Annotated in this window: 26 protein-coding genes, 1 tRNA gene and 1 pseudogene; 27 read left to right on the top strand and 1 reads right to left on the bottom strand. The window is 52.7% G+C overall.

Annotated features, from left to right (window positions below):
- Positions 1–4: 4 nt before the first annotated feature.
- The 22 genes and pseudogenes from GPK94_RS13830 (at position 5) to GPK94_RS13730 (ending at position 20,400) form a co-directional block, all read left to right on the top strand.
- A pseudogene (locus GPK94_RS13830) lies at positions 5–951 on the top strand (DUF4241 domain-containing protein).
- A 27-nt stretch (positions 952–978) separates the two neighbouring features.
- Complete coding sequence (locus GPK94_RS13825; RefSeq protein WP_006773011.1) at positions 979–1,419, top strand: Imm51 family immunity protein; 441 nt, start codon at positions 979–981, stop codon at positions 1,417–1,419.
- A complete protein-coding gene (locus tag GPK94_RS13820; RefSeq protein WP_006773010.1) occupies positions 1,416–1,679 on the top strand; it encodes a hypothetical protein in 264 nt (87 codons plus the stop codon). The genes GPK94_RS13825 and GPK94_RS13820 overlap by 4 nt, the downstream gene beginning before the upstream one ends.
- Positions 1,680–1,689: 10 nt before the next feature.
- A complete protein-coding gene (locus GPK94_RS13815) occupies positions 1,690–1,989 on the top strand; it encodes a hypothetical protein (RefSeq protein WP_006773009.1) in 300 nt (99 codons plus the stop codon).
- Positions 1,990–2,004: 15 nt separating this feature from the next.
- Positions 2,005–2,955 (top strand): hypothetical protein, encoded by a 951-nt coding sequence (locus tag GPK94_RS13810; RefSeq protein WP_215630487.1) that lies wholly within the window; start codon positions 2,005–2,007, stop codon positions 2,953–2,955.
- Positions 2,952–3,362: a hypothetical protein gene (locus GPK94_RS13805; protein WP_158361362.1), complete on the top strand. Its 411-nt coding sequence runs from the start codon at positions 2,952–2,954 to the stop codon at positions 3,360–3,362. Before GPK94_RS13810 ends, GPK94_RS13805 begins: the two co-directional genes overlap by 4 nt.
- Positions 3,363–3,373: 11 nt before the next feature.
- Entirely contained in the window at positions 3,374–4,351 is a 978-nt protein-coding gene (locus tag GPK94_RS13800) for a hypothetical protein (RefSeq protein ID WP_158361364.1), read from the top strand.
- Positions 4,352–4,393: 42 nt separating this feature from the next.
- Positions 4,394–4,864 (top strand): DUF4259 domain-containing protein, encoded by a 471-nt coding sequence (locus GPK94_RS16180; RefSeq protein WP_003524816.1) that lies wholly within the window; start codon positions 4,394–4,396, stop codon positions 4,862–4,864.
- A 3-nt stretch (positions 4,865–4,867) separates the two neighbouring features.
- Positions 4,868–11,050 (top strand): DUF2185 domain-containing protein, encoded by a 6,183-nt coding sequence (locus GPK94_RS13795; protein WP_215697066.1) that lies wholly within the window; start codon positions 4,868–4,870, stop codon positions 11,048–11,050.
- A gap of 15 nt (positions 11,051–11,065) precedes the next feature.
- Entirely contained in the window at positions 11,066–11,929 is an 864-nt protein-coding gene (locus tag GPK94_RS13790) for a CbrC family protein (protein ID WP_003524820.1), read from the top strand.
- 15 nt (positions 11,930–11,944) lie between these two features.
- A complete protein-coding gene (locus GPK94_RS13785) occupies positions 11,945–12,724 on the top strand; it encodes a hypothetical protein (RefSeq protein ID WP_024724967.1) in 780 nt (259 codons plus the stop codon).
- Positions 12,725–12,736: 12 nt separating this feature from the next.
- Positions 12,737–13,615 carry a DUF4261 domain-containing protein gene (locus tag GPK94_RS13780; protein WP_008723407.1) on the top strand — a complete coding sequence of 293 codons (879 nt, stop codon included), beginning with the start codon at positions 12,737–12,739 and terminating at the stop codon, positions 13,613–13,615.
- Complete coding sequence (locus GPK94_RS13775; RefSeq protein ID WP_006059618.1) at positions 13,616–13,756, top strand: hypothetical protein; 141 nt, start codon at positions 13,616–13,618, stop codon at positions 13,754–13,756. It abuts the gene before it with no gap.
- A 28-nt stretch (positions 13,757–13,784) separates the two neighbouring features.
- Entirely contained in the window at positions 13,785–14,747 is a 963-nt protein-coding gene (locus GPK94_RS13770; RefSeq protein WP_006773000.1) for a WYL domain-containing protein, read from the top strand.
- Between the two features lie 131 nt (positions 14,748–14,878).
- The gene (locus tag GPK94_RS13765) at positions 14,879–15,247 is read left to right on the top strand and encodes a helix-turn-helix transcriptional regulator (protein ID WP_002569119.1); all 369 of its coding nucleotides are present in this window, start codon (positions 14,879–14,881) and stop codon (positions 15,245–15,247) included.
- A gap of 11 nt (positions 15,248–15,258) precedes the next feature.
- On the top strand, positions 15,259–15,873 hold the full coding sequence (locus GPK94_RS13760) for an ImmA/IrrE family metallo-endopeptidase (RefSeq protein WP_002592912.1): 615 nt from the start codon (positions 15,259–15,261) through the stop codon (positions 15,871–15,873).
- A gap of 104 nt (positions 15,874–15,977) precedes the next feature.
- Positions 15,978–16,514 (top strand): hypothetical protein, encoded by a 537-nt coding sequence (locus GPK94_RS13755; RefSeq protein ID WP_002592913.1) that lies wholly within the window; start codon positions 15,978–15,980, stop codon positions 16,512–16,514.
- A gap of 300 nt (positions 16,515–16,814) precedes the next feature.
- Positions 16,815–17,363: a sigma-70 family RNA polymerase sigma factor gene (locus GPK94_RS13750; protein WP_006059623.1), complete on the top strand. Its 549-nt coding sequence runs from the start codon at positions 16,815–16,817 to the stop codon at positions 17,361–17,363.
- Positions 17,364–17,850: 487 nt separating this feature from the next.
- Positions 17,851–18,231 (top strand): type II toxin-antitoxin system PemK/MazF family toxin, encoded by a 381-nt coding sequence (locus GPK94_RS13745; RefSeq protein ID WP_002569115.1) that lies wholly within the window; start codon positions 17,851–17,853, stop codon positions 18,229–18,231.
- Positions 18,232–18,261: 30 nt separating this feature from the next.
- Positions 18,262–18,489, top strand: coding sequence for a helix-turn-helix domain-containing protein (locus tag GPK94_RS13740; RefSeq protein WP_002569114.1), 228 nt, complete (start codon positions 18,262–18,264; stop codon positions 18,487–18,489).
- 104 nt (positions 18,490–18,593) lie between these two features.
- The gene (locus GPK94_RS13735) at positions 18,594–19,031 is read left to right on the top strand and encodes a helix-turn-helix domain-containing protein (protein WP_158361367.1); all 438 of its coding nucleotides are present in this window, start codon (positions 18,594–18,596) and stop codon (positions 19,029–19,031) included.
- Positions 19,009–20,400: a tyrosine-type recombinase/integrase gene (locus GPK94_RS13730; protein ID WP_007862346.1), complete on the top strand. Its 1,392-nt coding sequence runs from the start codon at positions 19,009–19,011 to the stop codon at positions 20,398–20,400. The genes GPK94_RS13735 and GPK94_RS13730 overlap by 23 nt, the downstream gene beginning before the upstream one ends.
- 348 nt (positions 20,401–20,748) lie before the next feature.
- Here GPK94_RS13730 and GPK94_RS13725 read toward each other — a convergent pair.
- Positions 20,749–20,825, bottom strand: a tRNA-Arg gene (locus GPK94_RS13725).
- 525 nt (positions 20,826–21,350) lie between these two features.
- Here GPK94_RS13725 and typA point away from each other — a divergent pair.
- The 5 genes from typA to accC all read left to right on the top strand — a co-directional run bounded on the left by typA (position 21,351) and on the right by accC (position 26,020).
- A complete protein-coding gene (typA, locus tag GPK94_RS13720; protein ID WP_101692319.1) occupies positions 21,351–23,174 on the top strand; it encodes a translational GTPase TypA in 1,824 nt (607 codons plus the stop codon).
- Positions 23,175–23,274: 100 nt separating this feature from the next.
- Positions 23,275–23,763 carry a GNAT family N-acetyltransferase gene (locus GPK94_RS13715; RefSeq protein WP_215656092.1) on the top strand — a complete coding sequence of 163 codons (489 nt, stop codon included), beginning with the start codon at positions 23,275–23,277 and terminating at the stop codon, positions 23,761–23,763.
- Between the two features lie 195 nt (positions 23,764–23,958).
- The gene (acpP, locus tag GPK94_RS13710; RefSeq protein ID WP_101692317.1) at positions 23,959–24,183 is read left to right on the top strand and encodes an acyl carrier protein; all 225 of its coding nucleotides are present in this window, start codon (positions 23,959–23,961) and stop codon (positions 24,181–24,183) included.
- Between the two features lie 3 nt (positions 24,184–24,186).
- Positions 24,187–24,633 carry an acetyl-CoA carboxylase biotin carboxyl carrier protein gene (accB, locus tag GPK94_RS13705; protein ID WP_215656091.1) on the top strand — a complete coding sequence of 149 codons (447 nt, stop codon included), beginning with the start codon at positions 24,187–24,189 and terminating at the stop codon, positions 24,631–24,633.
- A 10-nt stretch (positions 24,634–24,643) separates the two neighbouring features.
- The gene (accC, locus tag GPK94_RS13700; RefSeq protein ID WP_195279507.1) at positions 24,644–26,020 is read left to right on the top strand and encodes an acetyl-CoA carboxylase biotin carboxylase subunit; all 1,377 of its coding nucleotides are present in this window, start codon (positions 24,644–24,646) and stop codon (positions 26,018–26,020) included.
- Positions 26,021–26,028: the final 8 nt, after the last annotated feature.

The following is a 26,028-nucleotide window of genomic DNA, read 5'->3' as shown; positions in this document are numbered from 1 at the left end:
CCCTATGGCAGAAAAAGAACTGGCCCTTTGTGATGAGTGCGGAAGCCTGTTTTTCAAAGGCTCCTCACAGATGATGGGGCTGTGCCAGAATGTGCCCATGTTCTCTATGGCTACCCGAATTGTGACCATCATTTTCAGGATGGCCGGTGTGTGAACTGCTATTGGGACGGCTCAAAGAGTGTGTACATCAAGAAACAGAATCAACAGGAGGAAACTGATATGCCTACAACTGAATGGCTGAACAAATACGAAGCAATCAAGGATAAATTGACCTGTAAAGATGACTTGGAGGCCCATTTCACAGAGAAAGTGATTGGGAACATGGCGGTGGATGTGCTGGACATCGGCACCGTCCATTTCCCCAGCGGGCAGATTTTCGCCTGTGATCCGCTGGTGGAACTGGAGGACACTCTGCCGTTCCTTCAAACGATCCCCGCCGGAACTTATCCCGTAAAAATCTGCGTGGTGCCCAGCGAACAATACGGCGACCGCTATGCCTGCGTCAAGGTGGAGGTTTCTCAGGAAAAGCCTGTCCGCTATGAGCTGGGCATGGTGGGCAACGAGGATCTGGACGAGGAACTGGGAGAGGACGAGTATTTTGGCTTTGGCGTAGACGCCGGGATGGGCTGTGTCGCGGACATCCAGACCCAGGCGGCCTTCAAGGCATACTGGGCCAAGCGTTTAGAAGAAGACCCGGACATCGACCCCTACAACGACCTGTTCTGCGATCTTCTGGAAGAAAACGCCAAAGCCTACCCCAAATATCAGGGGGACTGCGGCGACTGGCTCAACTGGACAGTGCCGGGCACGGACTGCAACCTGCCCATCTTTGCCTCCGGCTGGGGGGATGGTTACTATCCTGTCTACTTCGGGTATGACGCCAAGGGCAAAATCTGCGCCGTGTATGTGCGGTTCATTGACATTGAAGCCAGTTATCGAGAGCAGGATTAAAAATGTGACAGAACAAAGGAGAACACTATGAAAGACCTTTGCCAATACGGAAACCGGCCGGAGGACGAATGGGAAATCTTGCCTTGGATACCTGACCCGCGTCCGCCCTTCAAAATCTGGGTGAAGCCGGAGCAGATTGCGCCATTCTTTCTCATTCCCCACCACCCCTATGCGCTCTCCCTTCTGCTGAAAATCAACAATGGATTCCGGACGGAAGTATTCCGTCGGCTGGGACTGACTGGAAGCAGCGGAGACTGGGAGCGGCTGGTCCGGGGCGTGATCCAGGAGTTCGAGGAAAATAACAGCGGCGTGGATCTGTTTCACTTCGACTCTGACGAGGATGTGTTCTGCGTGTACTCCCAATACATCGACGATTTGATGCTGCTGTCCAAAATGATCCGGGCGGCCTGTGACAATGAAAAAACGATGGGGATGTATCTGAACATGAGCGAGGTTGCGAAAGCATGAAAGATTTGACTACTCAAACAGGGATTATAGTAAAATGCAGTAAAACGGCCATTGAATTTTTCCAAAATGCTCAATCAGTGGATTTCTTCTCTGCACTGGAAATTCCGAAGGAATTCCAAGACATAGCGGTTGAGTTTTATGATTTGATTATGGAAAACGATCATCTCGCGGCCTTGCTGGGCTGTCGCGGCAATTATGATATTGCAATACAGATAGATGAGGTAACCGGCACCATGACGGGGTGGCATTGGTTCAAATGAGGGAAATGGAATGATGGAGTACATCAAGCTTTTTTGGGAGGACGCACCGGAGGGAGAACCGTCGGTGATCCTCTATGAAGTGGATACAGAAAATGAGCGGCTGGCCCTCCACTCCATTGACATCTTTGCAGATGGCCGCACCCGCAATATCCCTGACCTTTACGACGGCGCCATCGAGATCACGCCGATCCCCACCGTGGAGGAATTGAACGCCCATGTCTGGGGTGAGGAGTTCCACGCCTGCGTCATAGAGCAGGCGGAATTTGAGGCCGCCTGGGAAAGCCACACCTATGATGGAGCGTTAAAGTAGCCAGGAGGAGACACTATGAACAAACCTATAAAAGCCAAAAATCTGCCGTTGTTCTCCATCATTGACCTGGACCAGCTGCGCCGGGAAAAACATCTGGAGGGCACAGAAGTGACAGACTTTTTCACGGCAAGGGATGGAAAAGTCTATCTTCTCATGGAACAGCCGTCCGAAACACAGGGTAAGGACTGGCTCAGCACTCCTTCCACCTATACCGCAGTGGAAATCCAGCTGGATTGGGCGGAACAGCGGGTGCTGGAAACGACGCTGTTTCCTCTTGGCCTCTTGAAGTTCCAGTTTCATTATTTGCGGCCCGCAGGTGATCACTTCCTCCTGCTGGGGGCAAGATGCGCCTATCGGGAAAACGGCCCCGACCAGAACGCCTGGATCGTCAGCCGGGACGGAGCTGTGCTGTCCCGTTTCTGCCTGGGGGATGGCATTCAAGACTGTGTGGTAAAAAAAGATGGCACCATCATTACCAGCTACTTTGACGAAGGTGTATTTGGTAATTACGGTTGGGATGAACCTCTGGGTGCTTGCGGCCTGATTGCATGGACATCGGAGGGAACTCCTCTCTGGAAGAATGAGAACTATTCCATCTATGACTGCTACGCCATCAGCCTGGACGAAGAAGAAAACCTGTGGTTTTATTATTACGATGAATTCCGGCTGGTGCGGACGAACTTCAAAGAGGACTTTGTATTTGAACTGCCAATCGAAGGAAGCGGAGCTTTTTCTGTTGCCCCGCCCGGCAATACCTTCCTGTTTCAAGGCGGATACCAGCAACGGGATAAATTCTACTTCCTTACCGCTCATGGTGATCACCTTGGGAAAAAACAGGAGGCTATTCCCACCTGTGACGGAAACAAGGTCGCTGTGGAGCAGTGCAGCCTGCTTCGCAGCCGGATGTTGTTCCTTGGAAAAGATGGTGTGCTTTATGGAGGTATTTGGGGGAGCGATGGCCAATGAAACAGTCTGATATTTATACCGAGGCTCTGACCTGTCTGCGCTCCATCCTTCTGGCAGACCATCCAGAGTTCCAAAACTGGATCGGCTGGCTGGAGCGGGACATTCAGGACTGGAACCAGCAGCGGGAGGTTGCCCACCATCTTCGGGCATACGGAGGTATGGGCTCGTTCAACGACCTGCCCAGTATGCGTGGAAATCACGACTATATTTTCGGCTTTCTCAAGTCCGTGTGCTATGCCTTCGGCCATCTTTATGGCAAACGGGAAGGCATTTCTCCGGAGGCATTGATGGAGGAGTGCCTGCACGATGTAGAGCAGGCAGCCTATCACCCCCATAAGGCACTGAACCAAGCCATTGCCCAGCACTTGATGCAGGGCGATTTACAGGAAAACCTGGATAGGCTGTAGGAGGACTTGTTATGAACGAAAGACTATTCCGCACCCAATTCAATCAAATGGATACAACCGAGAAGCAGACGCTGATGGAAAGCCTGGCTGCCCGTTATGATATGACCTTTCTCGGTCTACATACTTTTGACCGCTGGGGCCAGAGCTGCACCACCGGCATATTCGAAAAAGATGGCCGGAAGTTTGTCTTTGTTCCCGGCGATACCGTCACCCTGGGCTGGGAGCAGTTTGCCGTGGGACTGAATCAGGAGAGCCGGGAGGAATTGGAGTATCTGTTCCGGGAATGGGAAATGGAACCGCAGAACCCGGAGGAGATGATCCGGGAAAGCATGGCTCCCGTCCGGCAAGCGGCCATTGGCCCCATGCTGGTGGGCCGGGAGCTGGAGGAACTCTGCTGGGAGTCAGTCAAGATGGACGATCCCAGGCTGACCGCCCACCCTGACTGGCTGAAGGAGTTCCGTGACTTTGCCTGGAGTGACAGCAGCAGTCTTACCTTGCACCAGTCGGCCCGCATAGAACGGACGGAAGATGGATTTCAGACCTGGATCTATAACCGCACAGACTACGATGAACTTCTTACCGGGCTGGAAAAGCAGGGGCTTTCGCTGCCCACAGCAGATGAGTGGGCCTACCTGTGCGGCGGTGGTTGCCAAACCTTGTTCCCCTGGGGAGATGGGCTGGACTACTCCATGCGCCTGCGCTGGTTTGAGGACATGGATGAGGACGAGAACAGGTCCTACGACATGGAGGAACCCAATTTCTTCGGCCTGTCCATCGCCTATGATCCCTATATGCGGGAAGTGGTGCAGGCTGATAGACTTACCACCTGCGGCGGTGACGGCGGATGCAATATCTGCGGTGGGCTGGGCCCATTTCTCGGTTTCCTACCCTGTTCGCCCCACTGTAAGCCGGAAGTGCAGGAGGACAATGAACTAAACGGAGATTATGACTTTTATCGGCCTATCATTCGGCTGGAGAACTATGATTGACAATAGAAGCTTGATACAAAATAAAGAAAGAGAGGTGCCGACATGGGAGCATGGGGCATAAAAGCATTAGAGCGTGACGAAGGGCTGGATGTACTGGACATCCTCAAAAATGAATATGTACCGGAGCATCCGGTAATGGATCTGGGCGAGATGATCGAACTGATGAAAGAGGAAGTCATGCTGGGATCTGACTTCTCACAAATCGACTTCCTCTTTGACAATACTGCGATGGCTCTGGCGGAGCTGTATTTCCAATGGAAGGATAACGGCAAGCTGGACTACGATCATGAAGAAGCTGTATGGGATAAAGTCACCGGTTTCACAGCATCCAAAGAAGCACTTGCTTTCCTGCTGCGGCAGCTCACCGACATCAAAAACGAGGTGCCGGACGAGGACGGCATCCGTGAGATTGTGGATCTTTGGAAGAACGAGGACAGCGGTGAGATCGCTCCTGCGTGGTTGGAACACTTGAATCAGCTCATTGATCGACTGGATTCAGAACAGGAGGCGTGACAGATGTATATCAAAAAATATTGGGGCAACTTTATTGGCGGTTCAGATGACAGTCTGAACCTTGTGGCATTTTTAGAGGATCAGAAAAAGGAGGAGATCCCCCTCAGCGAGATTTTCGCCAAGATCGGTCTGGACAAGCAGAACTGGGACTTTCGCCAAACCGTGGAGTACCTGGAGTTTACACATTCCGATGGCGTGGAAATGGACTTCCACTTCGCCATTGATGTGGTCACCGACCTGGCCGCCATCCTGCTGGAGTGCAGCGTCAGTGGCAGTGTAAACCTTCAGGATCTGGACGAGTACAACACCCCCGATCGTCGTGTCCGCATCACTGCTACGCCAGAGGAGCACGAGGCCATGGACAAGGCCCTGGCGGACTTTGCCCATGCCCCGCTGGAATACGACATCAGCGAGATGATGGGCGAGGATGAGATCACGGATATGGCTTATCAGGTGGAGATGCTGCGGAAAGAGCTGTACGAAGCCTCCGGCCGTAATCGGAACTACCATGTAAAGGCGGAAGATGTAAAACATCTGCTCCCTGACTGGGCCGGCGCCGATGGCTGTATCGCCACCAACCGTATCACGGTGGAGGACTGCAAGATTGGCTACTGCTACCGGGAGAAGGCGGACGGCGGCTGGGACAGTGGCTGGCGCTTTACCGCCGGTGACGAGAGCGAGGCGTACATGGACGACCCCAACAATGCCGGGATCTACAAGCTGAATACGATCTGCAACGACGATCCCGACATCATTCCTCTGCTGAACACCCCCGCCCCCTGCGCCTTTGCCCGGGACGAAAACGGCGTGTTTCAGCCGGAAGTATTGGAGCCAGAAGAAATGGAGGAACCGGATATGGATATTTTAGAGCAGTGCCAGAAGTGGCATGAAAAAGGCAAATACCAAAAAATCATTGACGCGCTGGAGGCCATCCCCGCCGAGGAGCGTACCCCTGAGATGGACAGCGAGTTGGCCCGCGCCTACAACAACCTGGCTGTTCCAGAGGATCGGGAACTGTATCAGAAGGCGATTTCCTTGCTGAAACCCCATGCAGACTACTTTGCAGAAGACTACCGTTGGAACTTCCGTATGGGCTATTCCTATTACTATCTGGATCAGGAGGGCCGGGCATTGCCCTATTTCCGCAAGGCGTTGGAGAAACTTCCTGGTGATGAAGATACCCAAAAGCTCATTGATGCCTGTGAGAGTCTTATTGCCTTGCCGCAATTCTCGGAGTGCTTCCGGGAGCGGACAGAGAACTGGTGGGAAACCTTTGCCGAGATGGAAGCAGAATTGCGCCAGATGATGGATGAGGACAAAGATCACACCCGCGGCGCAGAACTCGTGGCCCAAATGGAGGAAACTCTGAATCTGGTTTTTGATGAGATCTCTTTCGAGATGGGCTTCAACGGCAAAAAGCATGAGCTGATCCTCACCCCGGAGGGTGACAAGGTCAAGCTGTTTGAGCTGGTCTACTTCCAAAAGCACGCCCCTAAGGAGGTGCTGGAGCACTGGAACATCCTGGTGGGCCGTCAGCCAATCCGAAACATCGGCCTGCGTACTGAGGATGGCTGGGACATCTCCGGGGAGGATGTGCAGATCTGGCTGGAGGAGCAGGGTGAAAACAGCTTCGCCATCTCTGCCTACTGCGAAAAGCTGCTGCCTATGCTCCGGGAGGAGGAAGGCCGGGTCTGGTGGATGCTCACCACCCTCACCGACCAGGTGCTGGGAGAGATCCCCCACATGAGATACATAGATAGCTTTGATGTGCTGGAGGAACCCAAGACAGAGCCGTCCTTCCTCCTGTCCCAGCTTCCCGACGCTCTGAAGGAGCGGGGCCTGGAACTCTCCACCGACCCGGAAGCCTATCTGGAGAGCTATCTTGGCTACAAAATGGAACCCAATGAAGATCCCGACGCCGATTGGCGGCTGGATGTAATGGCCGGTTCCACCTGCTGTGTGCCGCTCATCAACGGCTACTTGAACGCCGACAATGACTTTATGGACGATCTTCATGCCGACGGCGCGGTAGCGGGCTTCTTCTGCTATCCTCTGGATACTCTGCGGGAGGAGGAAGGAACGGATAAGATTTTCGACTTCCGGGACAAGCTGGAAGAAGTGTTCACCACCGGCGACGGCCCGGAGGTTCTCACCCTCACCGGCGGAGCCACCGGCCTCTACTGCGGCTATGTGGACTTCATCGCCTGGGACATCCGAGAGGCGCTGAACATGGCGAAAGAGTTCTTTGAAGGCACGGACATCCCATGGGCCATCTTCCACACCTTCCGCCGTGAAGCAGGTTCTGTACCCCTAAAGCAACAAGATGATGGGACAGAAACTGAGAATCAGGATGACGAGTTGGACGAAACGCTGACGGGCATGGACTATATTCCTTACACCCAACAGAACGCCGAAGCATTCTTCGCTCAGCTGGAGCAGTGGAACGACGAAGACGAGTACACCCGCTGTATCCAGGCACTGAATGCCATCCCGGAGAACTGGAGGAACTACCGCACCGCCTACGCCCTGGCCCGTGCACTGGAGAACTACGCCATCATCGGGGACCATGACGAAGGTACTTTGAAATCCAAGGGAGACAAAGCCCTTCTGAGGGCCATTGAGGTGCTGGAGTCCGTCCGGGAGGAAGGCCAGGACAAGGCGGAGTGGAATATGCGGATGGCCTATGGCTATCAGTATCTCTACGGCCAGGAGGAAAAGGCCATTCCCTACGCCCAGCGGTGGGCAGAGCTGGACCCAGAGGATGAAAATGCCCCGGCGGTAATTCGGGAGTGTAAGGCGGAGATCCGGAAACGCCAGTGCAGCCGGAAAAAGAAGGCCAAATTCGTGCCTGGTGATACTCCATTTGAGGGCTTCGACCTCACCAACTTCTGGGATGATAATTGGTATGCACTGAAAGAATATGTCAGTGATCCGCCTTCCGATGAGCTGATTGCCAGCGTGGAGGAGGAACTGGGCTACAAGCTGCCCGCCGCCTACATCTGGCTGATGAAGCAGCACAACGGCGGCATTCCGGTGAATACCTGCTATCCCTGTGATGAGCCCACCTGTTGGGCAGAGGACCATGTGGCCATCACCGGCATTTTCGGCATCGGACGAGAAAAGAGCTGCTCCCTCTGTGGAGAGCTGGGCAGTCAGTTTATGATCGATGAGTGGGAGTATCCTGCCATCGGTGTGGCCATCTGTGACTGTCCAAGCGCCGGACACGATATGATTTTCCTGGACTACCGGGATTGCGGTCCCCAGGGAGAGCCTGCGGTAGTCCATGTGGATCAGGAAAACGACTATAAGATCACCCATCTGGCAGACAGCTTTGAGGAGTTCATCCGCGGACTGGAGCATGAATCCTTGTATGATCCGGATGAAGACGTAGAGGATCTTGAGGATGACGCCGACGAGGAGGAAACCGACCATAAGGGTTCCTTTGCCGGATCTGTGCTCCTCTCCAAAGCAGAGTGGGACAAGGAGCAGTTGATCCGAGATCTGCGGGAAGAATGGGGCATCGTAGATGAGGAGCCGGATGAGGGCGACGAAGATGTTGAGAACAGCGATGACGCTGTGGTAATGCGGGTCGGCAATATGATGCTGATCGTGACACTCTTCCACGGTCACATCCCGGACAATGAAGCGGAGATCAACGCCGAAAACAACTATATGTGGCCAGAGGCCGTAGAAGTGGCCAAAGCACACAAGGCCCATATCATGGTGGCTGTGTTAGGCGAGGAGGAAAAACTGCTGGAACGAGGTAAGCTGTTCACCAAGGCGATGGCAGTGTGCTGCAAGCAGAAATACGCCACCGGTGTCTATACCAGCGGTGTGGTATTTGAGCCTCGTTTCTATGAGGGCCTTGCATATATGATAAAAGAGGACGAACTGCCCATCTTCAACTGGATCTGGTTCGGCCTGTACCGGAGCGAGGGTGGCCTGAACGGCTACACCTACGGCATGGATGTGTTTGGCAAGGAGGAAATGGAAGTGCTGAACACCGACGCCGAGCCGGAGGAACTGCGAGACTTTTTGGCAAGCCTTGCCTCCTATGTGCTGGCGTGTGATGTGACGCTGCAAGACGGCGAGACTATCGGCTTTTCTGCGGACGATAAGCACACGATCACCCGCAGCCCCGGCGTCTCTCTGCCAGAAGAACAGATGACCCTGAAGATCGGTTACGAGCCTATAAAGGGAGATCCGGAGGATGACAGTTGCGACCACTCAGACAATGAGGACACGCAGGATGAGGAAGAATTCAGTAATCCCGAAGTCTACACCGAGGAGGAGATGGAGGCCGTCGAGGGACACATCCAGCAGTATTTCGGCAAGTTTGAGAATGTATTCCACGAGATCGTTTCCCCGGACATCCATGTGGACATCTGCATGGTGCCGCCCACTGAGGAGCGGGACTATTACACCTTGGTCACCATGGGCATGGGCGCCCACCGGATGAATGTGCCAAAGGAACTGGCGGAGTACAAGCTGGAGCGGGCAGAGCTGGCCATTGCCCTGCCTGCGGACTGGAAGCTGGATCAGGAGTCCATGAAAGACGAAAAGTGGTACTGGCCCATCCGCCTGCTGAAATCCTTGGCTCGTCTGCCCATTGCCAGTGATACCTGGCTGGGCTTCGGTCATACCATGGACAATGAGGAGGACTTTGCAGAAAACACGAAGCTGTGCGCCGCCATTCTGACCGGCCCCCAGGGTACGAAGGACGGCAGCGAGGTCTGCACTCTGCCGGGCGGCGAGGAGGTCAACTTCTATCAGGTCATTCCGCTTTATGAGGACGAGTTGGACTATAAACTGGAACATGATGTAGACGCTCTGCTGGACAAGATGGCGGGGATCAGCTTTGTGGTGAACCCCACCCGCCAGGATGCAATCACCCGTGGCACCCTTTCCAATGATGATTTTGACGGTGAGATGGACGATGCTTCCTATCATATCGAGAGCATTGAGGAGAAGGAACTGCCTATTGACCCCATCAATGCTTATAACCACATGGCCATCTACCTGCGCTGGTGTATGGAGCACGACCTGATGAGCGAGGACTTCTTGAAAGAATACAGCGAAGTGACCAAACAGGTCAAAGCTGATCCTGCCAATGTGGATCTGAGGGAGTTTATCCGGGATGAGCTGGACGGCTGTCTGTTCTCTGTGCTGTTCAATCAGCAAGGCCGTGCCTTTGCAGGCTATTACTACGGAGAGGGCGACAGCCCCTACTATCCTGCCGATGTTGACGACAACGCCCTCCGCTTCTTCGGCCCGGAGCGGTATCACTCTGATGAGTTCCAGGATGAAGCCTACCTGTTCATCCCCTTTGACGAGGACTACTATCAGGCTATGGCAGAGGTGATCGAAGAACGCTTTGAAAACTGGCAGGGACAGGACTTCGACGAGGACACGCTGGAGCCTTCCGAGGTGGCTCATGCCATCATGGAGTATCTGGACTGCGAGTGTACCTATTTCCCGTCCATGGCAGATGATGACCCCATCATGTCAGCATACAGCTACGCCCAGCGGCTGGGGGTACGGGAAGGCTTTGTTCCCGTGCTTATCCAGGCGGATGATGAAACGCTGTTGGAGTGTCTGGTAATGAACGCCGATCCGGAGCATGATGCGGACTTCTATGAATTTGACCTCAAAACGGTAACGGAGTATCGGAAGAAGATGCTCTCCGCTCCCGTCAAAGATGGAAAGGCGGTTTTGGAGGAATTGACCGGCCAGCGTAAGGAAGAAGCCGAGGACGATGATCTGGACTGGGAGGAGGAAGTCCTGGGCGAGATGGAGGGCGGAGAACCCAACGACCGCTTCGCAAACTATTGGAACGATGATACCGGAATGACATATCCGCTCATTCTGGCTAAAATTCCGGTAAAGAACCCCTGGGAGATCTTCGCCTACCTGCCCTTTGGAAATTGGAATGAGTGTCCCGACACACCGGACCTGATGGCAGTGGCGAAATACTGGTTCGAGCAACATGGTGCCATCCCTGCCGCCATGAGCCACGATGAATTGGAGTTTGAACTTCCAACTCCGATTTCCAAGGAAAGAGCTATGGAGGTGGCTGTGGAGCAATATGGTTTCTGCCCAGATCTGGATCAGAATGAGGATGGAAGCATTGGCTCCTTGGCAGCTGTCCTGTGGCAGTCCACCGTCTGGTATTTCTGGTGGGATTGATGGGAGGTGCGACCAATGACAGAATATCAAAAAACCTATATCGAACTAAAAAAACAGTTTGTTGCGACCAATGAAGGTCCGGACAGTGTCCGCGCTCTATATACCTTCAAGGAAGAACTTGAGCAGAGTGAGGATCAGCAGGCCAAAGAAGTGCTGGTGGATGTGTATGATCTACTGGACTTCAAAAAGGATGCCTATGAACTGCTCTGCCAAATCGGAAATCGTTCCGATAAAAAGACCCTCAAGCGGCTGGGCACGCTGAAGGACTATGCGGACAACTGGGGCAATCATTATGCTCTCCCCAAGCCCAAAACGCCGGAGGAAAAGCAGAAAGAGAAGGAACGGCAGGCCCAGCTGGGCCTGCCCGCCTTCCGGTATCACCCAAACCCTCTGGAAACTGGGGCTTTTGAGGAATCCGCAGACGGCGTTGTCTGCGACTGCTGTGGCAAGACGACCCATATTTTCTATACCAATCCGTTCTTTTCAGTGGAGGATATTGCATATCTGTGCCCAGAGTGCATCGCCAACGGCGAAGCAGCCCGGAAATATGACGGTAGTTTTCAAGATGATTTCTCTGTGGACGATGGTGTAGACGATCCGGAGAAGCTGGACGAGTTGATCCACCGCACCCCCGGCTACTCCGGCTGGCAGCAGGAATACTGGCGCGCCCATTGTGGTGACTATTGCGCCTATTTGGGTAATGTGGGAGCCAGAGAACTGCGGGCACTGGGTGTGCTGGAGGAGGTGCTGGACGACCCCATGTGGGACGAGGAGCAGAAGGGAATGATCCGGGAATCCGTCAATGGCGGGCATCTGCAATGCTATCTGTTCCAGTGCCTCCACTGCGGAAAACACCTGGTCTGGATGGATTTTGATTGAAAAGGAGACATTACTATGGGACTTGACATCTACGCCGGGACGCTGACCCGGTACTATTCTCACAACTGGAAAACTGTTGTGCAGCAGTGGGCGGAGGAAAACGGATACTCTTTCAACCGCATCACCCCGGATGGAGAACCCGCCGACAACGAGGAGGAGCTGTCCTCGGCCGAGGTTCAGGCGGCGGTGGAGAACTGGCGGGATCAGATCTTAGCCGCCATTTCCCAGCCGAACCAACCGCCCTACACTCCATGGCCGGAGGACAACGAGCGGCCCTATTACACCGATAAGCCGGATTGGGATGCCTTTGGCGCTATGCTGCTGGTGGCCGCCTGTCGTACATACGAGGAACCGGTGCCTTCCACCGTGGAGAAGGACTGGATCTTCGGGGAGCATCCTCTGGTCGCCCGCCTTGCATCAGATGAGGAGCGGGTGTGGTCCCTGTTTCGTGGGGCTACCTGGTGGCTCCCTCTTTCTGACAGCTTTCTGTTCCAAGGGTCCTTGCCTACCGATGACACCGCCGCTATCGCCACCTTGGGCGGACTGCGGAAGGAGCTGGAAAAGCTGAACCAGCTGGCATGGCAGGCCGATGAGGACACCATCCTTGGCTGGGCAGACACGGAGGGATACCCGGTAGATGGAACCGTAGACTCAGATGGACAGTACAGCAAGGCAGACATCCCGGAACACACCCAGTATGACACCCAATCCCTGGCCAAGTTCGCCTTCTCCATGTTCTGGCGGGCCATGCGGTTTGCCGAGGAACAGCAGGTGCCTATCCTGCTTGATTATTAAGGAGGAAACCAAATGAGCAATAAAGCTTTCCAGCAAAATCTGGACGACAAAAAAGGCCCCCAGCCCGGAGGTCCCTATCTCATTCAGATGCTGTTCAAAGAGCCGGTAGAAATGCCGGATAAAGAAAAAATGACTGCCATAATGGAGAAGCACATCGGATCAACAGAGTGCTTCTGTTATGATAAGAAAATGGCCGGCTTTGCCGCCCTGGATCATGTCGCGGAATTTCAGGACGGCAAGTGCCCGGTACAGCTGATGGTGATGAAATGCGACAAGTTCAAGGGCAAAGGCTTTGATGCCTTTCTGATGAGCCAGATGTGGGACTGCCAGGAGGACCGTGACCGGATCTTCCGGGAGTGCAAATATCAGGTGGTGGCCACCGATATGCTGACTGCGGCGCTTCCAGCGCTGGAGCGTGCCAACCTGGATGCCGACTTTCTGGAGGCTCTGGCAGAGCTGTACCCCACCTGTGAGGCGTTCTATTTCCAGAACTGCGGTAAGCTGTTTCTGGCAGAGGATGTGCGCTCCCATCAGATTGAGGGGCCGGATCGGTTCATCCGCTTTGGCGTCAATGTCCGTTTCTTCAACATCGAGGGCACGGAGGATATGCTCATCGACACGGTGGGCATGAGCACCCTGTTTTTGCCGGATCTCCAGTACCACTTCCACGGCATGGACCCCAACTGGGTGGTAAACCACGCCTATAATGCAGCGTCCTATATTCTGGAGCATGATAACCCCATTGAGGATGGGGAAACCATAGACGGCGTGGCGGATGGCCAGATGTGCCGGGAGATCCAGTGGAAGTGCCAATATGAAGATGCCTTGATCCAGCCGCCCAGAGGGGTGCTGGACATCAACATGGGAAACTATGCTTCGGGAGGACGCTGAATGAATGGCGTTGTGCTCCTGGTAGGCGGACTTCTGCTTGTGGCGGTGATCAAGCTGATTATAGATCGAAATTGGATCGGCCTGCTTCTCTGTGCTGTCGCCCTGCTTCTGGTCTTTGGGGCTGGACACCATACAAAATAGGCCATTTTAAGAATCGAGGAGGTGAAGTATGCAGAATTCAACAAATATGCGGATACTGGAATTACTCCGGTTTCTCTATGAGCGGACCGATGAAAACCATCCCGCCACAGTATCTGACATCATTGCCCATCTGAATGGAAAAGGAATTCAGGCAGTGCGGCAGACTGTTTACGCAGATACCAATGCGCTGATCGATGCGGGGATTGATATTGTGGTGGTTAAGAGTACCCAAAACCAATATTTTATGGGAAACCGCCTGTTTGAGTATCCAGAACTGAAAATGCTGACAGACGCAGTAGCATCCTCGAAGATCATTTCTGCCAAGAAGTCTGAGGAGCTGGTGCAGAAATTATGCCGTCTGACCAGTCTACATCAGGCAAAGCAGCTTCAAAAATTTGCTGCTTTATCCAGCCGTGTCAAACCGCATAATGAAAAGGTTTACTACATCATTGACAATATCCAAACAGCGATTGGAAACCATCAGCAAATTCGGTTCCAATACTATGAATATACTCAAGAAAAAAAGAAAATCTTAAAGCATGATGGATATTATTATGTCGTAAATCCTTATGCGCTTGAATGGAAAAATGACCATTACTATTTGATTGGATTTTCTCTGAAGCATCAGAAAATTGCTCACTTCCGTGTAGATCGGCTAACAAGTGTAGAAAATCTGGAAACTTACTTTATGCCGATAGAGGGATTTGATGTAGCCTCCTATACAAATAAAATGGTTGATATGTTTACATCGGAGTCATCGAAGGAAGTAACCCTTCTATGTGAAAACGAATTGATGAGAGTAATCATAGATCATTATGGAGAAGATGCTGCTGTTGATAGGTATGATGATACACACTTCACAGCCAAAATTGAAGTGAACCCCAGTGGAACTTTTTATGGCTGGATATTCAAATTCAAAGGGAAAATAAAAATTCTCTCTCCCAAAGAGTGCATTACGGAAATGCAGCAAATCGCTCAGGAATTTATATAGCGCAAAAGAGGTGTTATTGATTTTTAACACCTCTTTTCAAATGAAATTTTTATCCTTGAAGTGAACAGATGTTCGATATACAATATAAGCAAGATGTTCGCAGTTCGTCGAACAAATGAGAGGTGAATGCTGTGGGCAATATAACTTTTGGATCATTTATAGCCGAGAAACGCAAGGCGCACAAATTCAATTTACGCGATACAGCCAAGCATTTGAATATTGCTTACGGTTATCTGTGTGATATTGAGCAAAGCCGCCGTCCTGCACCCAATGGAGATTTTGTGGAACGCATCTCTGCCTTTCTGAATTTGGATAAATCAGAACATGAGTTGCTTTTGGATCTGGCTGCAAAATCACGCAATACAGTATCTGCTGATTTGCCAGACTATATCATGGAAAAAGATATTGTTCGGGCAGCCTTGCGTGTGGCAAAAGAAGTAGATGCTACCGATGAAGAATGGCAGACATTTATGAAAATGCTAAAGGAGCGTAAACGATAGGGGGGAGAGCTTTGTCAATTCCACAAATCCGTACAGAAGCAATCGAGGCAGTAGGGCGAAAAATCCTGATGGAATATGATCCCTCTCTGCTATCCGGGCAACCATGTCCTGTGCCAATCGAAACCATTATCGAGACAAAGTTTGATCTAATCCTGGAGTTTCATACACTAAGAAAAAACCCCAAGATATTAGGGGAAACAATTTTCGATGACGGTGCTGTTGTCTTATATGACCAGATACAGAGACAGTATCGAATGATTGCAGTAAGAGCCGGTACAATCTTAATTGATGAACGGCTTTGTGATCCGTCAAAATTAGGGCGGCTCCGTTTTACCTGTGCCCATGAGCTGGCTCATTGGGTACTACATAAGAAGTTGTACTCTGGTACTGGAGATGTTGCTGCTTATAACGGAAATGTTTCTTCCGACGAAAGTCATGGCATAATTGAGCGTCAGGCGGATACTCTGGCTTCTGCTCTGCTGATGCCTTTACCGCAGATCAAAAAATGTTTTTACCGGCTTAAAATAGGCCGGACAGATGAACAGCTCATTGCTGAAATGGCAAATATTTTTGAGGTTTCCAAGCAAGCAATGCAGATTCGTCTAAAATCCAGAAACCTGATATAACCAAATGGGGGAATAGAGAGAGGCACTGCCCTCTCTCACGCTCCTCTGCTATGCTATTTTGTACCTAATATGTTCGCAATATTGCGAACAAGGAGGGATGTTCTATGAGAAAAGAAAGCACAACAATCCAAAAATGTAACAGCAGGCTAACAGCTTTGGGGCTTAACAGCGACGCTGCGTTTCATAGAAGTAAGCTGATTCTAAAGATTTACCGTGATGTAGTCTGGGTTCTGAGTGAACGGGCAGAAGAATTACAAGAAACTGCTTGGATTATGGGAGAACAAGATATAGAGTCTGGCCTCTGCTATCTTGAAAATTTTGCACCAGATATTGAACTGCAAGCCTTTGAAGAAAAAGTTTGCTGCCTTGTTCAAAATCAAATGCTGGTCAATATTATTGACCGTGCACTCCTTCGTCTGAAACGGTATCCGGATCGAGGAGAACTTTACTATGAAATTTTGACTAAGCAATTTATCTATCGGTTCAACAGTACAGAGAAAGAATTGCTGGAAGAACTAAATATAGAGCGCAGTGTCTTTTATGACCGAAAACGAGAAGCCATCTATTTATTTTCTGTTTGCTTGTTTGGATATTCTATTCCAGAAGTCCTGGAGGAGCTGCCCCGACTAAATCCCGACTAAATCCCGACAAATCCCCGACCTAATCCCTACTCCCTTCCGACTTCCGACCTGCTATACTTGTTATAGTGGCAGGAATGCGCTAAATTGAATACATTTCTACATAAGGCCCGGCATTAACCGGGCTTTTTTCATTCCTGCTGCAATATGGCGGCAGGAACATGGCTGGAGGTGAAAACACTTCCGGCCTTTTTCTTTGCCCGGTATTAGGAGGCCGGTATGCGCTGGGAGGCGTACATAGCAAAATATCCATGACACCGTTCAAATTCGCTGACTACCAAGAATTTGAACGGAGGAAAGGATATGACGAGAGTATTCATTTGGAAAAATAACAGCCCACAGGAATGGGAGGAAATCAGTTTTTCAGCGTTCAGTAAGGCACGCCGCAATGGTTGCTTTACTGGGCGCTTTTTTGTTGAAACAGTCAAAATGTTCCGTGATGAAGATGACCGCATTATCATGGAATGTTCTCGCAAAGATTTTGAAAAATACCAACAGGAGGACCGCCACAGCCGCTATCTCCAGGAACATGAGAAAAGTCGCTCTATATTCCCGGCTTCTCATGTGGGAGATCGTGACGGCACAGAGGAAGGTTATCAGGATACAGATTTGTTTGTGGATGAATCTGTTGATACTGCGGAACAAGCTATTCAGAATTTACTTCTTGAGGATTTACACCAAGCTCTATTGAAACTGAGTCCAGCAGAACGAGATTTTATATTGTCCTATTATGAAATGAAAATACCAAATGCAACTTGTTTAGCCCAACGATATGGTATTACTCGGCAAGCCGCAGATAAGCGATTGAAAAAAATTGAAGAAAAAATAAAAAAGTTGGTTGCGATTTTCTAAAAAAGTGGCAGTAGCAAGTGAGAGGGAAATCCTTTCACTTGCACCTTGACAACCTCATATACGAATCATTAAGTTTGATCCTCTTTGGGCGTAATAGCCGCTACATCAGCGGTATATTTTCTGAGAGCTGCCACTCGCATAACAGGCCAACCCATTTTTGCTGTATAGATGAGTTTTCGGTTTATCAGAAATATATCAGGCTGGAATACATCGGATGGCATCCGGTCATGGCATAACAAGGAGGAAAGCTCTCTTACAGCCATAGTCCGAGCGTGATAATAACCGTCGCAGGCCATGGGTAAGACCAAACGAAGTGGAGGTGAAACTCCTGAGAAGCAGGCCAGCCACCTGCGGCTTAATGATTACCCAAATCCCTGGGGTGTCGTGGACAAGTAAGGGATAAAACAGGCGCTAAATTGAAGGAGACTCTGTAATTTGCAGAGCCTCCTTCTTACATAATCAAATCTCAAAACATAGGAGGATGAACATGAAAGAAGATTGGATTTATAAGCGTGGGGATTTATATTATGCCAATTTGAACCCTTATTTTGGATCAGAGCAAGGCGGCACCCGTCCTGTCCTGGTTCTTCAAAACAATGTGGGGAATTTTTTCTGCCCCACTTTGATCGTAGCTCCACTCACCAGTAAATGGATTAAGAAAAAGGAGCTGCCCACACACTATGCACTGGAGAGCGTTCCAGAGCTTGGACTGAAATCTGTTGTTCTGCTGGAGCAAATTAAAACGATTGATAAAAGGCGTGTTTTATCGTACATTGGGCGCGTATCTCGCGAAGAAATGAGAGCGATTGATGATGCTCTGCAAGTTAGTTTAGATATTCATATTCCGGAGGAAATGGAGGCTCCGTAAGGCCACTTACCGGATAAAGGAGGCGTTTTTATGTTTGAAGCAAGAATTGCGGAATTGAACCGCTTTAATGAACAAAATCCTGTCAGCTATGACAAAAGAACCTATACGGTCGATGAGATTCAGGACATTCTGGGTATCAGTCGTCCCACAGCATATAATCTGGTAAAACAGGGTGTATTCCACAGCGTCAGAGTCGGCGGTCATATCCGCATTTCCAAAAAGAGCTTTGATGACTGGCTGGATCACGCAGATGAATGATTTGTCAAGGATGCCGATCTCCAAATCGACATCCTTAACTTTTTTTCTGCTTTCTCTTACAATGAGGCCATAGCAAGAAAAACTTTATAGAGGAGGCAAAAGCCATGCAAAAACAAAGAGTAAAGACCAGTATGTCTGTACCAGAGATGGGCAAAATGCTTGGGCTTGGTAAAGTAGAATCCTACTGGTTGGTTAAAAAGAACTATTTCAAAACAATTCAAGTGGCCGGACGAATGAGAGTTATGCTGGATAGCTTTGAAGATTGGTATGCCGGCCAGTTCCACTATAAAAAAGTGGATGGTACACCGCCCGGAGAGAAATGGAGGCATACTACGATGTCAGTTCCGGAAATGGCGGATCTTTTGGGGCTGAAATCTGGCACAGCTTATGACCTTGTTAAAAGGGGCTATTTTGAGACGACCTTGGTTGATCGAAGAATTCGTATCATTACCAGCAGTTTTGAAGCCTGGTATCAAAAGCAAACTCATTATGTGAAAATCTCAGAAAGGAGCAATGAAAATGGCATCTATCGTGAAGCGTAAAAGCAAATATTCTGTGGTGTATGATTACACAGATGAAAACGGAAAACGCAGACAGCGTTGGGAAACCTTCAGCACAAATGCAGAAGCAAAAAAACGAAAAAAGCAAATTGAGTATGAGCAGGACTCTGGAACCTTCTTTATTCCTACGGCAAAGACCCTGAACGATCTGCTCGATGAATATATGTCCATCTATGGTGTAAATACCTGGGCAATGTCAACATATGAAAGCCGCCGTGGTCTGGCGAGAAACTACATAACTCCTATTATCGGAGATATGTTACTATCCGACATCACTCCAAGGATGATGGATAAGTATTACCGTGATCTGCTCTCTGTGAAAACGGTAAGCGTCAACAACCGCAAACCCACAAGCGAATATCTGACCCCGCATACAGTAAGAGAAATTCACAAGCTACTTCGCAGTGCCTTTAATCAGGCGGTGCGTTGGGAACTAATCAGCCGTAACCCTGTCCTGAATGCGACACTTCCCAAAGAAGAACATAAAGAACGGGATATATGGACTGCCGAAACGCTGAGCAAGGCTATGGAAGTCTGTGATGATCCTATCCTCTCCCTTGCCTTAAATCTGGCGTTCTCCTGCTCTTTACGCATTGGTGAAATGCTGGGCCTTACCTGGGACTGCATTGATATTGCACCACAGAGCATAGAAAATGGTTCAGCTTATATATTCGTCAACAAAGAGCTGCAACGGGTTACACGAGGTGCATTGGACGATTTGAGCGACAAAGGTGTTATTAAGAAGTTTCCACCTTGCATAGCCAGTACCCATACTGCTCTGGTCCTGAAAGAGCCTAAAACCAAAACCAGTATTCGCCGCGTGTACCTGCCGAAAACAGTTGCCTATATGCTGGTAGAGAGAAAAAAAGAAATTGATGAGCTGATGGATCTGTTTGGAGATGAATACATCGACAATAACCTGGTCTTTTGCTCCAGCAATGGCCGTCCGATGGAAAGCCAGGTGATTAACCGTGCTTTCAATAAACTTATCAAAGAAAACGGACTGCCTCATGTTGTATTCCATTCTCTCCGTCACTCCAGTATCACCTACAAGCTGAAACTCAATGGTGGCGATATGAAATCCGTCCAGGGCGACTCTGGTCATGCTCAGGTAAAAATGGTTGCAGATGTCTACTCTCACATCATCGACGAGGATCGCTGCATAAACGCTCAGCGATTGGAGGAAGCATTTTACTCATCCAAGACCCCTGACCCTGTTGAAGATACAGAGCCTAAAACTGCGGATACTGCCGTCACTGAAAGTGATGAAAGTGATGCAGCGAAGATACTGGAACTGCTTAAAAATCCCGAAACTGCCGCACTGCTCAAGCAGCTGGCAAAAGCTTTATAAAGTCCCTCCCTCAGAAGAACGCCTCTCACTTTGTGAGAGGTTTTCTTCGTTTGAACCACTTTGCACAGTGACCAAACACTTTTTTTGTTAGCAAGGTTCTGAAAGCATTTTTGAGCGATGTTAGCAAATTCGCGATTTTGTTTGCAACTTCCTCTAATTTCTGCTAACAAATGTTTGCAAGTTCCTTTGGTAAAAATCGAACCTCTGACTTACCGCCTTTCTTAGCAAAAGGCCAAATCTCGTTAGCAAATGTTAGCAAACCAAGGTTTTTTGCAAAAAAGCCACAAAAGCCGCAGAAATAAGAAAAGCCGAAAACCCTGATAAATCAAAGGTTTTCGGCGTGTTTGCTGGCGTCCCTGGCGGGATTCGAACCCACGGCCTTTCGCTTAGGAGGCGAACGCTCTATCCTGCTGAGCTACAGAGACTTATATTAAATTGAGACTGGCAACGATCACTTTTCCCCGTAAGGCAGCTGGTAGAGCACAACCTTAGGAGGCGGACCCTCTATCCTGGTGAGGTACAGGGGCGAATCGATCGGGATCTACCGATCACGATTTGTATTTTAACCGAAACGTAGGGGCCTGTCAACGGCGAAGCGCCCCGCCGATTTGAGAGGGAATCCTGCTCCAGGACAAAAAGCGCACGTATGAACCCCAGGTTTTGACACACGCATTGGGAAAATAGCTGAAAGAGGGCTTTAAACGTAAAAAAAGTTGCTTTTCCACCGGGCATAGCCTATAATATTCTCTGCTGATTGGGCGGCAGTGCAGAGGAGACCGAAATGTGAGCGGTTGATCCGGCGCTGCCGCAGCCGCCGAACATGGCACGGCCGCAGGAGCTCCCTCCCTGCGGGACGCCGGACCATGTGCCGGAGCGGGCGATCCGGACCGGGCGGCGCTAGTTTTTCGAGGGAGAGGTCATAAACCAACTTGTTTTAAGAGGTGCTTACCGTGCAGAATACCAAACTGAGAAACGTAGCCATTATCGCGCACGTCGACCATGGCAAGACCACCCTGGTGGACGAGATGCTCAAGCAGGGCGGCATTTACCGTGAAAACCAGGCCACGGTGGACCGCGTCATGGACTCCGGCGACCTGGAGCGCGAGCGCGGCATTACCATCCTGGCCAAGAACACCGCCGTGCACTATAAAGATGTCAAGATCAACATCGTGGATACCCCGGGCCATGCCGACTTCGGCGGCGAGGTGGAGCGTATCCTGAAGATGGTCAACGGCGTCATCCTGCTGGTGGACGCCGCCGAGGGTCCCATGCCCCAGACCCGCTTCGTGCTCTCCAAGGCCCTGGAGCTGGGCCACAAGGTCATCGTGGTGGTCAACAAGATCGACCGCCCCGACCAGCGCATCCATGAGGTCATGGACGAGGTGCTGGAGCTGCTGCTGGACCTGAACGCCACCGACGAGCAGTTCGAGTCCCCCACCCTGTTCTGCTCCGGCCGTCAGGGCACCGCCTCCTACTCCCCCGATGTGCCCGGCACGGACCTCACTCCCCTCTTTGAGACCATCGTGGACTATATCCCCGCGCCCCAGGCCGATGTGGATGCTCCCTTCCAGATGCTGGTCTCCTCCATCGACTACAACGAGTTCGTGGGCCGCATCGCCATCGGCCGCATTGAGCGGGGCACCATCAAGCAGAACCAGGAGATCGCGGTGTGCAACTTCCACACCCCCGACGAGCCTGCCAAGAAGGCTAAGGCGGTTTCCCTCTACGAGTTTGACGGTCTGGGCAAGGTGCCGGTGACCGAGTCCTCCGCCGGCAACATCATTGCCATGAGCGGCATCGGCGACATCACCATCGGCGACACCATCTGTGCCCCCGACGCGGTGGAGCCCATGGAGTTCGTGCAGATCTCCGCCCCCACCATCGAGATGACTTTCTCGGTCAACGACTCCCCCTTCGCCGGCCGTGAGGGCAAGTTTGTCACCTCCCGCCAGCTGCGGGAGCGCCTCTTCCGGGAGACCCTGAAGGATGTCTCCCTCCGGGTCACCGAGACCGAGAACACCGACTCCTTCAACGTGGCCGGCCGCGGCGAGATGTCTCTGTCCATCCTGATCGAGACCATGCGCCGTGAGGGCTATGAGTTCCAGGTCTCTCCCCCCCGCGTGCTCTACCAGGAGATCGACGGCAAGAAGTGCGAGCCCATTGAGCGCCTGGTGGTGGATGTGCCTGCTGACTCCGTGGGCGCCGTTATGGAGAAGATCGGCTCCCGTAAGGGTGAGATCCTGGAGATGAACCCGGTGGGCGAGCGGATGAAGCTGGAGTTCCTGGTTCCCGCCCGTGGCCTGTTTGGCTACCGCAACGAGTTCCTCACCGACACCAAGGGCGAGGGCATCATGGCCTCGGTCTTTGAGTGCTACGCCCCCTACAAGGGCGACATCGCCCGCCGTGCCACTGGCTCCCTGGTGGCCTTCGAGACCGGCGAGGCGGTGACCTACGGCCTCTTCAACGCCCAGGAGCGCGGCTCCCTCTTCATCGGGCCCGGCACCCCGGTCTACGCCGGCATGGTGGTGGGCGAGACGCCCAAGCAGGAGGACATCTCGGTCAACATCTGCAAGAAGAAGCAGCTGACCAACATGCGCGCCTCCGGCTCGGATGAAGCCCTGCGTCTGACCACGCCCCGCCAGATGTCTCTGGAGCAGTGCCTGGAGTTCCTCAGCGACGACGAGCTGCTGGAGGTCACGCCTGAGAACCTGCGCCTGCGCAAGCGCATCCTCAGCCACGCCGACCGTATGAAGGCCCTGAAGGGAAATAAGTAAGACTCTGAAAGCTCCATCCGTCCTCCGGATGGAGCTTTTCTCTATCAACAGCGGAAATAAGCGCTGATCCCTTAGTCTGATCAGAAAGGTTGTATTTTATATGGAAATTGTCATCCGTACCGTGAAAAGTACCGACCTGGATGCGGTCTGTCAGGTGGAAAACGCCGGTTTTCCGCCGGCAGAGGCGGCCACCCGCGCGGCCTTCCAGTACCGGATCGCCGCCTTCCCGGAGTGGTTTTTGGTGGCCGAGGAACAGGGACGCGTGGTGGGACTGCTCAATGGTCCGGCCACCCGGGAACGCTTTATCTGCGATGCCATCTACGAGCCGGGCGGAGCGGACGGCGAGGGGGAGAGCTTGGCTATTCTGGGCCTGGCCGTCCTGCCGGAGTACCGCCGGAACGGGGTGGCCGCCCAACTGATGAAAGCCTATCTCGCCAAAGCCCGGCAGGCCGGAAAGCGCCGTGTGGTGCTCACCTGCAAGGAAAAATTGATCCACTACTATGAGCGATTCGGCTTTTCCAACTGCGGTGTGTCCCAGTCGGTCCACGGCGGCGCCGTATGGTATGATATGGAGTGTATCCTGGCCTGAACCGGCTCGGAGAGCACGAAAATGGAGCGTCCATCCCGGACGCTCCATTTTTTATACCCTGGATTCTAGTGAAAAATTTCCCTTGACATTTGGCCGTCCACTGTCTAAAATACGCTTAAATCATTTTAATTAAATTTTTTTAACTAAAATGCAAAAAACGACAACAGGCGACCTTGTCGCAGAAGGAGTTTCTTTATGTTTGAAAAAGTGCGTGATATCATCGTTGCCAACCTGAGCTGTGATCCCGAGAGCGTGACCATGGAGGCCAGCCTGACCGAGGACCTGGAGCTGGATTCCCTGGACGCGGTGGATCTGAACGCCGCTCTGGAGGAGGAGCTGGGTGTGGCCATGCCCGACGAGGTCCTCAAGGACGTGCAGACCGTGGGCGACATTGTCCGCTACCTGGAAGAGCACGCCTAAGCCATGGATTTCAAAGAGATTTGCGCGCTGATGGAGCGTTTTGAGGCCAGCTCCATTCAGCATTTCGAGCTGGAGCAGAAGGATTTCCGCCTGGCGCTGGATAAAGCCCTGCCTGCGGTGCCCGCGGTCATTCCCGCCCCTGTGCCGGGTGCGGTGATTCCGGCCGCTCCGGCCCCCGCTGCTCCTGCCCCGGCCGCCCCGGCCCCGGAAGCCGAGGGGAGCTTTATCAAGGCTCCTCTGGTGGGTACCTTCTACGCCGCCTCCTCCCCCGATGCCGCCCCCTTTGCCCCTGTGGGCACGGCGGTCAAGAAGGGGCAGACCGTGTGCATCCTGGAGGCCATGAAGATGATGAGCGAGGTCCCCGCCCCCGCCGACGGCATCATCGCCGAGGTGCTGGTGTCGGACGGAGAGCTGGTGGGCTTTGACCAGCCCCTCTTCCGCCTCAAGTAAGGAGAGAACCATGTTCAAGCGCGTTTTGATCGCCAACCGTGGCGAGATTGCGGTGCGGGTCATCCGCGCCTGTCAGGAGCTGGGCGTGGAGACCGTGGCGGTGTACTCCACCGCCGACGCCGATTCCCTCCACGTCCAGCTGGCCACCCGCGCGGTCTGCGTGGGACCGGCCCGGGCGGCGGAGAGCTATCTCAACCTCCCCGCCCTTCTCACCGCCGCCACCGAGAGCGGCTGCGACGCCGTGCATCCCGGATACGGCTTTCTGTCGGAGAACGCTGAGTTTGCCGACCTGTGCGCCAAGTGCGGCCTGACCTTCATCGGGCCCAGCGGCGACATCATCCGGCAGATGGGCAACAAGTCGGCGGCCCGGGCCCTTATGCAGGCCCACCAGGTTCCTGTGGTGCCCGGCTCGGACGGTCCCGTGCCCGATGCCCAGACTGCCCTGGACCTGGCTGGGACCATCGGCTATCCGGTCCTCCTCAAGGCCAGCGCCGGCGGCGGCGGCCGGGGAATGCGCCGGGTGGACGCTCCGGAGGACCTGGAGCGGCTCTTCCACGAGGCCAAAAGTGAGGCCGAGGCCTGCTTTGGCAACGGAGAGCTCTATCTGGAAAAGCTCATCCTCAACCCCCGCCACATTGAATTTCAGATCCTGGCCGATACCCAGGGCCATGTCATCCACCTGGGGGAGCGGGACTGCTCCATCCAGCGCAAGAACCAGAAGCTGGTGGAGGAATCTCCCTCCAAGGCCCTGACCCCGGAGCTCCGGGAGGCCATGGGCGCGGCTGCCGTGGCCGCGGCGAAAGCCGCCGGCTATGTGAATGCCGGCACCATCGAGTTCGTGCTGGATCAGGAGGGACACTTCTATTTCATCGAGATGAATACCCGCATCCAGGTGGAGCATCCGGTCACCGAGCTGGTCTCCGGCCTGGATCTGGTGAAGGAGCAGCTGCGCATTGCCGCGGGGCTCCCCCTCTCGGTGGAGCAGGACGAGGTGGTCCTCCGGGGCCACGCCATCGAGTGCCGCATCAACGCCGAGGATTTCCGCCACGGCTTCCGCCCCTGTCCGGGCCGGACCGGCTTCCTCCATCTGCCCGGAGGCCCCGGCGTGCGGGTGGACACCCTGCTCTATAACGGCTATGAGGTCAGTCCCTTCTATGACTCCCTGGTGGCCAAGCTCATTGTACACGCCCCCACCCGGCTGGAGGCCATCCGCCGGATGCGCCGGGCGCTGGCCGAGCTGGTCATCGAGGGCTATCCCACCACCGCCGACTTTGCCCACCTGCTGCTCCACCACCCCGATTTTGTCCGGGGCCAGTACGACACGGGATTTCTGGCCGGACACATGGACGAGATCCTCTCGTGGGACTGCGGCGGGGCATCCAACTAAGGTATAAG

Source organism: Pseudoflavonifractor sp. MCC625 (assembly GCF_018784545.1).
In the GTDB taxonomy this organism is placed as follows: Bacteria; Bacillota; Clostridia; order Oscillospirales; family Oscillospiraceae; genus Pseudoflavonifractor_A; species Pseudoflavonifractor_A gallinarum.
This window is presented reverse-complemented; position numbering and strand designations above follow the sequence as displayed.